The following is a 14,139-nucleotide window of genomic DNA, read 5'->3' as shown; positions in this document are numbered from 1 at the left end:
GTGGCCGATTCCTCGAAGTGGACGAGGCGGCAGCGATGGTCGCATGGCTGGTCAGCCGCGAGAACAGCTTCACAACTGCGTCGGTCTTTGACCTTTCAGGTGGCCGCTGCACCTATTGACGGGGCCAAGCGCGGCTTCAATGATTTCAAGGGGGTAGACTGGTGCTGCCAGAGAGGATTGAATCCATATCGGAATAATAAAATCAACAACTTACGCTACGTTTTGTGACGTTGTGACGGGTCAAAAATGGGGCATCCCCGAAATGAGATAAGCGACCAGGGTGCTCCGTTAGCTGGAAAAGTCAGCCCAGGAGCGGCGATCTTTTGATCTTGATTCTGCCTCTTAGACTCCCAAGGCGGACAGCATAGGATTGATCGTCACCTTGTCCGCTGGATTAACCAATCGAACAGCCCGTTTTTAACAGTGATGTCTGCAAGTGTAGCACCATGCCAAACGTGAACGTTCTTCGATGGCGACATCTGGGCGATTCCTTTTGGTGTGTGGCAAACGAAGAAAAACCGATCCAAGCCACTCTGCCTGAAACGTTCCATGTAGTTGTCGAAAACCTTTCCGTCGGCCTTGGACTTTACCTGGACGAACGCTGTCTCGCCCGTGCTCGGCTGTTCTAGGAGGATGTCGTGATCGGCGTCCTCCCCAACTGTCGTCGTCCGTTGCCATCCGGAGCGAGCGAAGATCAAATCGGTCATGACCTCGAAATCCTTCCAGTGCAAACCGGTGATCATCTCAGAAGCCGCGGAGATCATGACGTCACGTGCTGCCTCCGCTTTCGCGACAACTGGCTCTACGATCGCGTTGATCCGGCGGATAAGGTAGTCCTTCGCGTCAACTTTGCAGATCGTGCCACGGTAGCCGGCGACCTGCGTCAGCCGCGAGGTTATCTGCTCGACGCGCAGATCGCGGCCCGCGACGTCTGACTTGCTCCATTTGCCAATTGTCCGTCGGAATCGTGGCCCACGAACCTTCTCCGGACCGCCTCGCCAGACTACTTCAGACTCAGCGAACGCCCACCAGAGGTGCCCACCGTGGATTGTTATCCACAAACAGTTGGGACCGAGTTCGTAGAACTCTCGAACTTCCCGTAGCGCCGACGTAACAGCGCCGGGAGACGCCTTCGACCCCGCTAGTTTCTCCTTCACCGCTTCCCATGCGCCGCCGACGCACAACTCATGTGGAATCTCTCGATAGCTGAAGTCGATCTCGCTAGCGGCAATAGCTGGTTTCGCCCAGATTCCGCCGCTGCCGAGTTTGATGTAGCGGACCTGTTGTGGCTCAACCATTTCGTTTTGAAATTTTCCCATATCGCCCTCCCGCTGCTCCAACTTCGTCCACTTGGGCGCGCATGAATAGACTTGCGTCGGTTTCTTCTGTGGGTAGTGTCCGCCTCAAAGTGGAAGGAATACGGATGATCACTGGTGAACTTCGTTCGAAGATCGACGCGGTCTGGAACGCCTTCTGGGCAGGCGGCATCGCCAACCCCATCGAGGTGATCGAACAGATCACCTACCTGCTCTTCATGCGCGGGCTCGACGATGCCCACACGCGCGAGGAGAACAAGGCCAACCGCCTTAGCCGCCCGATGGAACGGCGTATCTTCCCGGAAGGCAAGGATGGCATCGGAAAAGGCGGCGGCGTCGCCTACGAGGACATGCGCTGGTCTCGGCTGAAGAACCGCGACGCAGCCACCATGTTCACGATCGTGTCCGAGCACGTCTTCCCGTTTCTGCGCACCATGGCCGAGGACGGCACGGCGCACGCCACCCACATGAAGGGCGCGCGCTTCACCATCCCCACGCCGGCGCTGCTGGCCAAGGTCGTCGATCTCCTCGCCAATATCCCCATGGAGGATCGCGACACCAAGGGCGACCTCTACGAATACATGCTAGGCAAGATCGCCACCGCCGGCCAGAACGGCCAGTTCCGCACTCCGCGCCACATCATCGCTCTGATGGTCGAGATGACGGCGCCGGCGCCGAAGGACGTGATCTGCGATCCGGCCTGCGGCACTTGCGGTTTCCTCGTCGCGGCCGGCGAATATCTGCGCGACAACCATCCGAAACTCTTCATCGAGCCTGAGATGCGCGACCATTTCCACGAGGAGATGTTCCACGGCTTCGATTTCGACCAGACGATGCTGCGCATCGGCTCGATGAACATGACGCTGCATGGCGTGGAGCGGCCGGACATCCGCTACAAGGACTCGCTCGCCCAGGAGCACGCTGGCGACGCCGACCGCTACAGCCTGCTGCTCGCCAACCCGCCCTTCGCCGGCTCGCTCGACTACGAGACCACCGCCAAGGACCTGCTGTCGATCGTCAAGACGAAGAAGACCGAACTCCTGTTCATGGCGCTGTTCCTGAAGCTGCTGAAGCCCGGCGGCCGCGCCGCGGTCATCGTGCCTGACGGCGTGCTGTTCGGCTCGTCCACCGCGCACAAGGCTGGTCGAGGACCACCGGCTCGACGGCATCGTCAAGCTGCCATCGGGCGTGTTCCGGCCCTATGCCGGCGTGTCGACGGCGATCCTGCTGTTCACCAAGACCAATTCCGGCGGCACGGATCATGTCTGGTTCTACGACTGCCAGGCCGACGGCTTCTCGCTGGACGACAAGCGCACGCCACTGCTGCCGGGCGAAAGACTGGGCGTTACTCCCGGGCACCGCGAGGCTGGCCTCTTCATCAACCTGACGTTGACATCAGAGGAACTGGTGAAGAACAACCTGCCGGATATCGCCGCACGCTGGGCCGAGCGCAACGGCGCCGAGCGCGAGCGGCCGCGCACGACGCAAAGCTTCTGTGTGCCTAAGGCCGAGATCGCTTCTGCCGGCTATGACCTCTCCATCAACCGCTACAAAGAGACCGTCCACAAGGCGCAGGAGCACCGCCCACCGAAGGAGATCATTGCCGAGCTGAAGGCGCTGGAAAAGGAGATCGCCGAAGGGCTGGAAGAGCTGGAGGCGATGCTGTGAATGCGCCGGTGGTAGCGCTCGGAAACGTTGTCGAGATCAAAGGCGGCGGCACCCCATCGAAAGCCAATTCCGCATTTTGGGGTGGAGATATCCCGTGGGTTTCTCCAAAGGATATGAAACGCTGGGAAATCACCGATGCCGAGGACAAGATTACCCGTGAGGCAATTGAGGGCAGCGCGACAAATCTGATCCCGGAAAATGCGATCCTGATTGTCAATCGCTCCGGAATTTTGAAGCATACTCTTCCGGTCGGGATTACTCGGCGTCCCGTTGCCATCAATCAAGATATCAAGGCGCTGATCTGCGGCACTCGTGCAGACGCCGGATATATCGCTCATATCGTGAAAGCGTCCGAACCGGTGGTTCTGAGATGGGTGCGAGCCACCACCGCTGACAATTTTTCGATCGACAATCTGCGCAACCTTGAAATCCCTCTCCCGCCGCTTGCCGAACAGCGACGGATCGCCGCGATCCTCGACAAGGCAGATGGGCTGCGCCGCAAGCGCCAGCGCGCCATCGATCTCCTGGACAGCCTCACACAATCGATCTTTCAGGAGATGTTCGGGGACCGATCACGGCACACCTACGCACCGATAACGGAATTGGCGGACCTTCAAATTGGCTTTGCATTCAAGAGTTCTGAATACACTGACGCTAGCGATGGAGTGAAGCTCTGTCGTGGCACCAATGTGCTGCCGGGCAAAATCGATTGGTCCGATTTAGCAAGGTGGCCTAAGACGCGTGTCAGCGAGTTCTCTTCCTTCGAACTTCGAGTGGGCGATGTGGTCGTCGCGATGGATCGTCCATGGATTTCATCGGGATTCAAGGTTGCGCAACTGACTGAATCAGATGTGCCATCCCTGCTGGTTCAACGGGTAGCAAGACTTCGCGCAAAACAGGAAACCGATCGAGCGTATTTGCTAGCGATCGTAACCAGCAGAGAATTTTCGCAGCATTTGAAGCCCACCGAAACAACCGTGCCGCACATATCTCCGATTGAAATTCGGCATTATGCAACTCCGATTGCATCTGAGCGGGAGCGAGCGAGTTTTTCTGCGGCGATTTCCAAAGTGGATGGAATGCGTCTCGGAGCTCGAAAGGCGCTTGCAGAAGCCCTGTCCTTATTCTCTTCCCTCCAGCATCGCGCCTTTTCCGGCCAGCTCTGATGTCTGACCCGATAGCCGGAACCGACTGGACCGACAATGAAATCGACCTAGTCGTTGCCGACTATTTCGACATGCTTGGCTTGGAGCTGCGAGGCCAGTCCTTCGTAAAGGCACAGCGCAACGCGGCGCTGCAAGAACTGACCGGCCGCAGCCGCGGCTCCATCGAGTTCAAGCACCAGAACATCAGCGCCGTCCTCCTGCGGCTAGGCATGCCGTGGATCGAAGGTTACAAGCCGATGGCGAACTTTCAGCGCGCGCTGGTCGACGGCGTCGAACGCCGCGTGGCGGCCAGCCCAGCCGTGTTCGAGAACCCATTCCCGGCATTGCTGGACGACGGCCTGCGCGAGCCCGAAGGACTGTTCTTCGAGCCGCCGCCGCCCGTCGATCTCGATCCCGTGCCGCAGGCGCTGGAGCGGATCGTGCGCCGCTTCGATCCGGCCTTGCGGGATGCACGTGACCGCCGGCTCGGGCGCGACGGCGAGGAGCGCGTTTTCTTCAGCGAGCAGGCGTCGCTGCGTTCGGCCGGCCGGACCGACCTGGCGCGAAAGGTGCGCTGGGTCTCGGTGGAGGACGGCGACGGCGCGGGCTACGACATCCGCTCCTTCGACGGCGCCGGGCGGGAGCGGCTAATCGAAGTGAAGACGACGACCGGGCACAGGACGACGCCCTTCCTTCTTTCCGAGAACGAGCGAGCGTTCTCGGAAGAGCGGTCGGATGCGTTCCGGCTGGTGCGGCTCTATGACTTCGCCCGCCAGCCCCGCGCCTTCGAGCTGTCACCGCCACTCGACAAGGCGGTGTTGCTTCGCGCGACTACCTGGCGGGCACAGTTCTGAAGGGGCGGCTCGCCCATGATATGAACCGAAACAGTAGCCAAAGCGCACCAGCTAGCCAGATAGCGGCAGTCAGCAGCCAGCCGAACATGTGATACAGAAATGCGCTCAGCTTGAGCGTCATCCTGCCGATGAAGTGGAAGGCGCCGCGAGTGCCTTTGCCATAGTTGTTCGAAACACGCGCCGCCTGGCGCACGTCATCGACGTTTTCGGCCCGGGCCAGGACGTCCATGACACCGCGATGGCCGCTGTTCCGGCCGATCGCGGAGACATCGTCTCCGAGGTCGGCGAATGTCTTGACCGCATCTTGCTTCACGAGGCTTCTGGCCGCCGAGAGCATCGCGCGCGGATCGAGGCTCTTTGCCGCCCGCCCGAGATCCGCAAGCGCTGCGTCATTGATCGATCGGCGAGCCATTTTGGCGACATCATCGACCAGACCCATCGACATTTTCCCCGCTCGTCGCGCAAGCTTGATCGTGCTGAGCCCGACCTTGGCCGGGACAGTCGCCGGCGAGGCGCTGCCGAGGGAGAGAAGCGTCGTTCCCGTCAGCGCTAGGCCAGCTGAGGCTACCGCGACGGTGACATGGTCCACCGGCTCGCCGTTCAGATAAGCACCCGCTTGGGCAGAGAGATCCCGAACGTCTCCATAGCCTACGAGATCAGCTGTAATCGCACCGCTAAGAGCCGCTTCGTTCGATGCCTCGCCCGATATGAAGCCGTCCCAGGCATCCGACGCCGACTCCAAGGCCGTGCTGGCGGCCTCCGCCTCGACGCGGCCAGTCAAGCCCGGAGGCAACACGACCTGATGTTGCCGGGCGAGATCGACCATACTGTCGGCAAGGTCGACGTCTCCATCTTCTAGGGCATTCTCGATTGCCGGTTCGTAGTCGGCAGCGCTCAGCCGCGAAAGCTCGTAAACTGCGATCTCATAGGCATCGGGCCGATCCAACAGCATGCGTCCCGCCAACCACGCTTGCGGCAGGACGGCGCCGGCGGAAAGCGCCAGGGATCCTGCGGTCACGAGCGCCACGATCCGGCGAAACTGAACAATCATCCCGCCCCCCTTAGGCGACTGCACACGGAGATTGTCGCCAGCCTCCGCCATCTTGCAAATACCCTGTTCGACAAGGCATGAATAGGCGGAGGCTGGATGGGAGAATCCGTGTTGGGGCGAAGTGTCCGCGAAGGCAGGCAGGTAAAGTCGGCGCCATCGGCAGTCGGGAAAGAGCTGAGGCCGACCCGCGGTCTTGCCTGGCTTCTGTTCCGGACGCCGGGAGCGCTTATCCTCTGGTGGCGATACTATTTCGCCAAGCCCGGCAACATCGCATTGTCGGCTCGCCAGAAGGGCAAACCGGTCATGGAGGTTGGCTTTTCGCTGTTCTTCTGGGGTGGAATTTTCTTCACGCTTTTCCTCGTGCTCGTCGGCGACCGATGACCGGTTCCGCGATTTGCCAGGCGTAGGCGGTCCTGGGGGAGGAAGATGACGGACATCGGCACATTCCGCCTCACGCTCCCCGGTCCCATGCTGAGGCGCGGCTTTTGGCTCTATGTCTGGAAAGTCCTAACCGCCGACGGGCGGGACCTCCTCTATGTTGGGCGAACTGGCGACAACTCAAGCCCGAATGCCTCGCCGCCCTACATTCGAATGGGGCAGCATCTCGGATCGGTGAAGAACCAGAACGCGCTCCGGCGGAACCTCCTGGCAGTCGGCGTTGATCCACTGTCCTGCAAAAGCTTTGACCTGGTCGCGCACGGTCCCATCCACCCTGAAGTCGTGCGGCCGGAAGACTTCGATCATGCCGACAAGACAATGCGCGAAGAATTGATGAAATTGCACTTGCCACTGCGTGATGAAGTCGGGGCGATGGAGAAGCGGCTTGCGAAAGAGCTTTCTGATGTTGGATATAAGGTGCTGAACAACGTAAAGTGGAAGTATGACGTTGATGATACGAAGTGGTTGCCGGTTCGCAAGGCATTCGTCGACGATTTTCCTGAGCTTGGCCGGTTGAGCTAGTGTCCAATTTCGCCTTCCTCGCCGCCGAATTCCCGACTGTCCACGAGGCGGCGATGGAGGCCGAGCGGCAGGCGAGCGTGTCGCCCACGGCGGCGGCGTTCTTCGCCGGCAAGACGGTAGAGCTCGCGGTCAAATGGGCGTTCCGCAACGATCCCGGCCTGAAGCTGCCCTACCAGGACAATATCGCCGCCCTTCTGCACGAGCCGAGCTTCCGTCGTGCGGCCGGCGAGGCCGTGTTCGCCAAGGCCAAACTGATCAACACGCTGCGCAATCGCGCCGTGCACGAGGAACGGACGATCCGCCCGCAGGATGCCGCCGGCGCGGTGAAGGAGCTCTTTCATGTCTGCTTCTGGCTGGCGCGCACCTACGGCCGCCGCTCCAAGCCGGCCGACGGCCTGGCATTTGACGCCTCGGTGCTGTCGCGCCGTGACGAGACGCTGAAGAAGGCCTTTGCGCATCTGAAAGCCCAGCAGGCAGAACTCGACGCCAGGGACGGCGAGTTGACCAGCCTGCTGGCCGACAAGCAGAACCTCGATGCCGAATTGCAGCGTCTGCGTGCCGAAGTGGCGGCCGCGCGCAAGGCGGCCGAGGCGATGCCCTCGGCGCACGATTACGACGAGGCTGAAACCCGCGACCGCTACATCGACCTTCTGCTGCGCGAAGCGGGGTGGGCGCTGGACAGACCAGAGGATCTCGAGTTCCGCGTCGAAGGTATGCCCAACAATGAGGGCATCGGCTTCGTCGACTATGTGCTGTGGGGTGCGGACGGCAAACCGCTCGGCTTGGTCGAGGCCAAGCGCACGCGCAAGGATGCGCGCCAAGGCCAGCAGCAGGCGAAGCTTTATGCAGATTGCCTGGAGACTCGCTTTGGCCAGCGGCCGGTGATTTTCTATTCGAACGGTTACGAGCACTGGATCTGGGACGACGCACGATATCCGCCACGCCAGACCGGCGGCTTCTACAAGCGGGACGAGCTGGAGTTGCTGATCCAGCGTCGCACCAGCCGCAAAAAACTTTCCGAAACCAGGCTGAACACGAAGATCGCCGGCGACAAGCGGCCCTATCAGCAACGCGCCATCCGGGCCATTGCCAGAACCTTCGAGGAGCAGGGTGAGCGCAAGGCGCTGCTGGTGATGGCGACAGGTTCAGGCAAGACACGCACGGTCATAGCGCTGGTCGACCTGTTGATGCGCGCCGGCTGGGTGAAGCGCGTGCTCTTCCTCGCCGACCGGGTCGCACTGGTGAACCAGGCCGCCGGCGCCTTCAAGGCGCACCTGCCGGACTCTGCGCCTGTCAACCTGGTGACCGAGCGCACGAGCGAGGGCCGGGTGTTCCTGTCGACCTATCCGACGATGATGAACTTGATCGACGGCAAGGCCGACGAGAAGCGGAAGTTCGGGCCGGGCCATTTCGATCTCATCGTGATCGACGAGGCGCACCGCTCGGTCTATCAGCGCTACGGTGCCATCTTCGAATATTTCGACTCCTTCCTCGTCGGTCTGACCGCGACGCCCAAGGATGAGATCGACCACAACACTTATTCGCTGTTCGACCTCGAGGACGGTGTGCCGACCGACGCCTATACGCTCGATGAGGCGGTGGCGGACGGCCACCTTGTGCCCCCTAAGGCGATCAGCGTGCCGCTGAAGATCGTGCGCTCCGGCCTGCGCTACGACGATCTTACCGACGAAGAGAAAGACCGCTGGGACATGCTGGAATGGGGCGAGGACGAGATCCCCGACAGCATCGACGCCGCCGAGGTGAACAAACGGCTGTTCAACACCGACACCGTCGACCTGGTCATCGCCCATCTGATTACCAATGGCATCAAGGTTGAGGGCGGCGACCGGATCGGCAAGACGATCATCTTTGCAAAGAATCAGGCGCATGCGGTATTCATCGAAGCGCGTTTCAACGCTGCCTATCCGAACCTCGCTGGGCATTTCGCGCGCGTCATCACCTACGAGAGCGGTGCATATGCGCAAACGCTGATCGATGACTTCTCCAAGAAGACAAAGCCGCCGCATATCGCCATCTCGGTTGACATGCTCGACACCGGTATCGACGTGCCGGAGGTGGTCAACCTCGTCTTCTTCAAACAGGTGCGATCGAAGACCAAATTCTGGCAGATGATGGGACGTGGCACGCGGCTGTGCCCAGATCTGTTCGGCCCTGGCCAGGACAAGGAGTTTTTTCGCGTCTTCGACTACTGCCAGAACCTCGAGTTCTTCGGTGCGAACCCGGAGTTCAAGGAAGCCGGTGCAGCAAAGTCACTGTCGGAACGGCTCTTTGCGGCACGGCTCGACCTGGTGCGGGCGCTCGACGAGAAGCAGGGCAGGGCCGACGGTTTCTCCGCGGGCGACCAGGAGCCCTACACGGCGCCGTCAGGCACTAAGGGCGGCGCACCGGACGAGGATGAAATTCGCGCCGACGCGCTGGGAGTTCTACGTGGCACAGTGGCGGGGCTGACACTCGACAATTTCATCGTGCGCCCACATCGCCGGGTAGTCGAGAAGTATGCGCGACCGGAAGCCTGGATCGCCATCGACGACGAGAGGCGCAAGGAACTCGTCGAGGAGATCGCGCCGCTACCCTCCGCCAGAAGCCTCGGCACCGAGGAAGCTAAGCGTTTCGACCTCCTCATGTTCTCGCTCGAACTGGCCCTGCTAAAAGGCTCGAAGCGATTTGATACGCTGCGAAAGCAGCTGCGGGAGATCGCCTCGGCGTTGGAGGGCCAGACCGGCATTCCGTCGATCGCCCATCAGGCGGTGCTGATAGAGGAGATCCAGACCGATGCGTGGTGGGAGGGCGTCACCGTGCCACTGCTTGAGCTGGTTCGGTTGAGGCTCCGGGATCTGGTTCAGCACATCGAGAAAGGCCGTAAGGCCATCGTCTATTCCGATTTCGCCGACGAGATCGGCGAGGGCACCGAAGTAGAGCTTCCGCAGGTCGGCGAAGCGGATTTCGCCCGCTTCAAGCAGAAGGCCCGGCATTTTCTGAAGAAGCACGAGGATCATATCGTCCTGCACAGGCTCCGACAGGGGAAGCCGCTGACGGCCACCGATCTGGTGGAACTCGAGAAGATGCTGCTCGACGCCGGCATCGGCGAAGCCGGGGATATCGAGCGCGCCCGCGAGACCAGCCATGGCTTCGGCCGCTTTGTGCGCTCGCTGGTGGGCCTTGAGCGAGCCGCAGTCAGTGAGGCCTTCGGAGAATTCCTTTCATCCGGAACTGCGACAGCCTCCCAGATCGAGTTCGTCGGCATGATCGTCGAGCATCTGACCGATCAGGGCCTGATGGACCCGTCGCTGCTCTACGAGCCGCCATTCACAGATGTCGCTCCGACCGGGCCGGAGCAGGTGTTTGAGGAGGGCCGCGTGGTGCATCTCGTGGGGAAGATCCGGGAGCTCAACGACAGCGCCGTAGCAGCCGACGAGGATCAGCTTCAAAACGCTACCAGTTGACTGATAGTCTCTGGGGATCCGCAGGGCTGCCGGAGAGCGTGACATCGCGACTCCATGATGATGCTCCCCGGCATATTTGTGTGCCCAAGGAGACGTTGGAGACATCCGGATACAGGAGATCCGCACGCGGCTCGGTCACACAGCAGTGGTTACAGGCAGCATCTGCTGTGCATGCTTGTCGCGCTCCCGCTGCCGACGCTTCCGGTCGCGTGCCTGGGCGCGTCTCCGGTCGTCGACCGGGCTCTCGCAGCCCATCTTGGATTTCAGCTTCTCCGCAACTCGATCGCACCGTGCAAAACGTGGACAAGTCGCGCATGCCGGCTTGCTCCGGTTCGGGGCGTGGGGCAGTCCAAAGCAGCTAAGCCACAAACGGTCAGGGGTAACAGGAGCCAGCGCCTCGCGTTCAACACGAAGCCGACCCAGATCAGACTTCAGCGCTTCGATCTCCTGCTGGAAGGTGTCATCAGGAACAAGCGAGGCAAATGCCTTAAGAGGCACCTGACGCCTTGTCACACCGTAGATAAGCATCGCATGGCGGAGCTGTGACGCGCCCTTCTTGACCTGGTTAAGCACGAAGGCCCGATAATCGTCCTGCGCGGGCAAGCCGCAATAATTCTCAATTCGGAAGGCTGGATGTTCGACGCGCGCGAGACCACTATCGAGCCGATCATTCCAAAAATTGACCCGGAAGGTCTGCCAATACTGGTTGGCATCTCCCGGAAAATGCAGCTGATTGGGCCTGGGAAAGCGCTCCCGTTTGCGCTGGAGCGCGAAATCAAAGGCTGCTTCAATATACTCCTGGTAGCGCATACCGGTGACGTCAGCACGCTGACGAGCCACCCACATCTGGGTCCGCTCGCGTCGATCACGATCGAAATGCAATCGATGCGCTCCACTTACTGAACTGGCACCCGCCGCGTCTACCTCCTGACGGAACTTGCGGCGAAAGACGTCCTGGTAAACCGCGAGAAAATGTTTCGTGGCATCAAGGGGGGACATGAATCGATAATCGAACCACTTTAGCGAAACGAGATCACTCTCAACGGTGAGTGACTCGCTGGTAAACGAGGTTGCGGCCTCGAAAAGGGAATTAATTCGCAGCTGCTGCGATGACATTTTTTCCGACATGGGGACTCCTTCGGCGCCGAAGCGGCTCCGTCGTTTTGCGTTAGAGATCGTGGTCAGTGGGCCTGCCCGCTTTATAGCGTTCATGAGCCGGCGTTGCGCATTCTTCCTAAAGATGTTCAGAACGACGCAGTGCCGAGGACCTACAGTGGTTACCTCAGGCAAGACGGATGTTCGTTAAAGTCCCCGCGCGTGGTGCTGAGGATGTCGATATGCGGAAGCGTGGCAACGACTACTATCTCAACCGAATGAAGGTTGAGCATCCGGCTGTTCATGCCAAGTATACCGCCGGGAACCTGTCCGCACGGGAGGCAATCTACAAGGCCGGCTACCAGACGAAGCCCACCCCGCTCATGATACTCCAACGCGAATGGCGTAAGGCTTCCCCTCATGAGCAGGCCACCTTCCGGGCATGGATCGGAGGGCGAGCTCCGCCTGCGCCGAGCACACCCACAATTGCACCGGTCGTGTCTCCAGACCTTCGCCTGATGTCGTGGGCGAAGGGAAGAATCAAGACGATCATGGCGAGCAGAAACGTCAAAATGGGCGAAGTGATGGACGAGATGGGCTTGAATCCGCTCGACGGCTCGTTGGGCCTCGCCGTTCGTAGGGATGGACGGATAAAGCCGGATGTCGCCTTAAAGCTGGAGAAGTGGCTCGAAGTTAACCGGCATATTTGACAGAGCCAATATCGCCCGGGTCGGTGACGACGGTCTCGTAGGATAGATGAATCTACCGCACCCGTTGCACTTGGCCAGCGGATTGCTCGTGAGCCACTCACGATCAAGGTGGACAGGATTTTCCAGTGCAGGCGCAGATTGAGAGATTTGCCCGAGCTAGCGTCTATTTCGAATTGGTTGCTTCGAACATTTGACGGCAGACCAACACCTCCTTGAGCTCCGGGAGCGCCTCCTGCGCATTTTCGGGATATCGGGCGTCCAAGTTGCTCGCGCGCAGTGCAGGTTTAGCAGGTCACTGCCTTGCAGCTTGATGGTTCTTGCGGAGAGCTCAGCTTGGGGAACAAGTTTTTGGGCTTTTTTGGGGTTATGGCCCACTTAATGTCGGGTTCATGTTGGGTTTGGACAATGTTTTTTCATAAAACGGCTCATGAGAATGTCCTATTCCGACAAGGTTGAATGAAGGCCGGTTGAGGCTCTATCGTTGCCGTCCCGGCCGCCGTTTGGCCTGATCAATCCGCTGGCAGATTGAGCAGACCTCAATGTGAGGCTGGAGACTGCTGTCGACGCCAAAGCCTACGGCGGCAATGTTAGGGTATCAGCTGTCGTTCTGCTCGCGGGGGAGCCACCCCATCGCTGGAGGTGGTTTGGATGCCGGACGGCTTCCCCGCATAAGGCATTACCTTCGGCTCGAGCGATTTTTCCCTAGGACTTCGACCCCTCCGGGGAAACATCTCGAGATCGGAGTTCACCGGTTCCTGGTGTTTGTGAAGACACAGGAGACAATCCTTGGTTCTCAGTGGCGAAACCGCTCGTCGACTGCACACTCAGCCAGATCGGCTTTGGCAGCCAGTCTCCGGCTTACTTTTCCTGGTCAACGGGTTCCGCCACGTTCCCAGTGGAAGTCGTCGCCTTTCCCTTCAACCTGTTGTTCTTGACCTTCAAGCGGACGCGATAGCTCTGGCCGTGGGACTGGTCGACGACGAGCCGACGCTCGAGCGCGATCAAAAGATCGCACAGGCGGACAAAGCCGAAGGTTCTCGGATCGAAATCGTTGAACCTGTGCTCAAGTTCCCGTTCGAGCAGGTCGACGTCAACCCAATCGGCAGGACTGCTCTGAAGGCTGGCCATGACCTGTTTGATCAAAGGCAGCGCCTCTGCCGGCGCACAGAGGGGCTTGAGGGCTGGATTGGTAGTGGTGCTGTGGGAGTCGAATTTGAGGTTCTCGATATAGACGAACCGCGTGGCCGAACGCCGAAACCGTTCCGGCGTCTGCGCGTGGCCAAACACATAGCAGTCGACCTGCTCGCGGATACGCGTTGCGAGCGGCATGAAGTCACTGTCGGCCGACACGATCGAGAATGCATCCAACCCGCCGGCATGCAACAGGTCCATCGCGTCGATCACAAGTGCGATGTCGGCCGCGTTCTTGCCGCGTCCATAGGAAAACTGGTGGTGAGGGACGATCGCGTGCCGAGCGAGCGCCTCCTCCCAGATCGAGCCCTGAGGGCCGTTGAAGTCTCCGTAGGCCCGCTTGACCACCGCATCGCCGTATTTCACGAGTTCCGCAAACACTCGACCGATGGACTTTGCGGCAATGTTGTCGGCGTCGATAAGGACGGCGATGCGTTTGCGCCGGTCGCCAATCGGCAGTTCGCCTTCCTCCGGGCTGTCGTCGTTACCTTGCATCGTGCGTCTTCCCGGATTGCACGTCGAATCGGCCGCTGGGTGCCAAGATCTGACGCAGCCCCTGAATACGAGCGAGTGTCGGCCCCGGATCAGTAGAGTCAGACAGCAGCCTGATGAATTGGATCCACGCCCGCTCGTTCTCGGTGATATTCATAACGTTTCCTGCCGGAGATCGAGTTTCGTTCCTGCC

At 60.2% G+C, this 14,139-nt stretch carries 10 protein-coding genes and 2 pseudogenes; 8 read left to right on the top strand and 4 right to left on the bottom strand.

Translation table 11 applies throughout. From position 1 onward, the window contains the following. Positions 1-119, top strand: a pseudogene (locus OHD58_RS25725) (3-oxoacyl-ACP reductase); the annotation flags it as partial. Positions 120-377: 258 nt separating this feature from the next. Here the strand turns inward: OHD58_RS25725 and OHD58_RS25720 are convergent. After that, entirely contained in the window at positions 378-1,319 is a 942-nt protein-coding gene (locus OHD58_RS25720) for a restriction endonuclease (protein ID WP_263806536.1), read from the bottom strand. 104 nt (positions 1,320-1,423) lie between these two features. Here OHD58_RS25720 and OHD58_RS25715 point away from each other — a divergent pair. The 3 genes and pseudogenes from OHD58_RS25715 (at position 1,424) to OHD58_RS25705 (ending at position 4,983) form a co-directional block, all read left to right on the top strand. Then, positions 1,424-2,984: pseudogene (locus OHD58_RS25715) on the top strand (type I restriction-modification system subunit M). After that, positions 2,981-4,150 (top strand): restriction endonuclease subunit S, encoded by a 1,170-nt coding sequence (locus OHD58_RS25710; RefSeq protein WP_263806535.1) that lies wholly within the window; start codon positions 2,981-2,983, stop codon positions 4,148-4,150. Before OHD58_RS25715 ends, OHD58_RS25710 begins: the two are co-directional and overlap by 4 nt. Next, the gene (locus tag OHD58_RS25705; RefSeq protein WP_263806534.1) at positions 4,150-4,983 is read left to right on the top strand and encodes a DUF3883 domain-containing protein; all 834 of its coding nucleotides are present in this window, start codon (positions 4,150-4,152) and stop codon (positions 4,981-4,983) included. Before OHD58_RS25710 ends, OHD58_RS25705 begins: the two co-directional genes overlap by 1 nt. On the opposite strand, the gene OHD58_RS25700 is transcribed toward OHD58_RS25705, so the two are convergent. Beyond that, the gene (locus OHD58_RS25700) at positions 4,961-6,085 is read right to left on the bottom strand and encodes a hypothetical protein (RefSeq protein ID WP_263806533.1); all 1,125 of its coding nucleotides are present in this window, start codon (positions 6,083-6,085) and stop codon (positions 4,961-4,963) included. The two genes, OHD58_RS25705 and OHD58_RS25700, sit on opposite strands and share 23 nt — an antisense overlap. Before the next feature lie 60 nt (positions 6,086-6,145). On the opposite strand from OHD58_RS25700, the gene OHD58_RS25695 reads away from it, so the two are divergent. From OHD58_RS25695 to OHD58_RS25685, 3 genes are read left to right on the top strand one after another with little or no spacing between them, the layout of a single operon-like run. Further along, a complete protein-coding gene (locus tag OHD58_RS25695; protein WP_263806532.1) occupies positions 6,146-6,415 on the top strand; it encodes a hypothetical protein in 270 nt (89 codons plus the stop codon). 45 nt (positions 6,416-6,460) lie between these two features. Then, the gene (locus OHD58_RS25690) at positions 6,461-6,994 is read left to right on the top strand and encodes a hypothetical protein (RefSeq protein WP_263806531.1); all 534 of its coding nucleotides are present in this window, start codon (positions 6,461-6,463) and stop codon (positions 6,992-6,994) included. Beyond that, on the top strand, positions 6,994-10,458 hold the full coding sequence (locus tag OHD58_RS25685; protein ID WP_263806530.1) for a DEAD/DEAH box helicase family protein: 3,465 nt from the start codon (positions 6,994-6,996) through the stop codon (positions 10,456-10,458). Before OHD58_RS25690 ends, OHD58_RS25685 begins: the two co-directional genes overlap by 1 nt. A gap of 135 nt (positions 10,459-10,593) precedes the next feature. Here the strand turns inward: OHD58_RS25685 and OHD58_RS25680 are convergent, their stop codons facing one another. Next, complete coding sequence (locus OHD58_RS25680) at positions 10,594-11,586, bottom strand: hypothetical protein (protein ID WP_263806529.1); 993 nt, start codon at positions 11,584-11,586, stop codon at positions 10,594-10,596. A gap of 167 nt (positions 11,587-11,753) precedes the next feature. On the opposite strand from OHD58_RS25680, the gene OHD58_RS25675 reads away from it, so the two are divergent. Beyond that, positions 11,754-12,263, top strand: a complete 510-nt coding sequence (locus OHD58_RS25675; protein ID WP_263806528.1) for a hypothetical protein — start codon at positions 11,754-11,756, stop codon at positions 12,261-12,263. 858 nt (positions 12,264-13,121) lie between these two features. Here OHD58_RS25675 and OHD58_RS25670 read toward each other — a convergent pair. Then, complete coding sequence (locus OHD58_RS25670; RefSeq protein WP_263806527.1) at positions 13,122-13,949, bottom strand: NYN domain-containing protein; 828 nt, start codon at positions 13,947-13,949, stop codon at positions 13,122-13,124. Between the last annotated feature and the right edge of the window lie 190 nt (positions 13,950-14,139).

This window comes from Mesorhizobium sp. ZC-5 (genome assembly GCF_025753855.1).
Classification (GTDB): Bacteria; Pseudomonadota; Alphaproteobacteria; order Rhizobiales; family Rhizobiaceae; genus Neomesorhizobium.
Note: the sequence above shows the minus strand (reverse complement) of the source record. Positions and strands in the feature narration are given on the sequence as shown.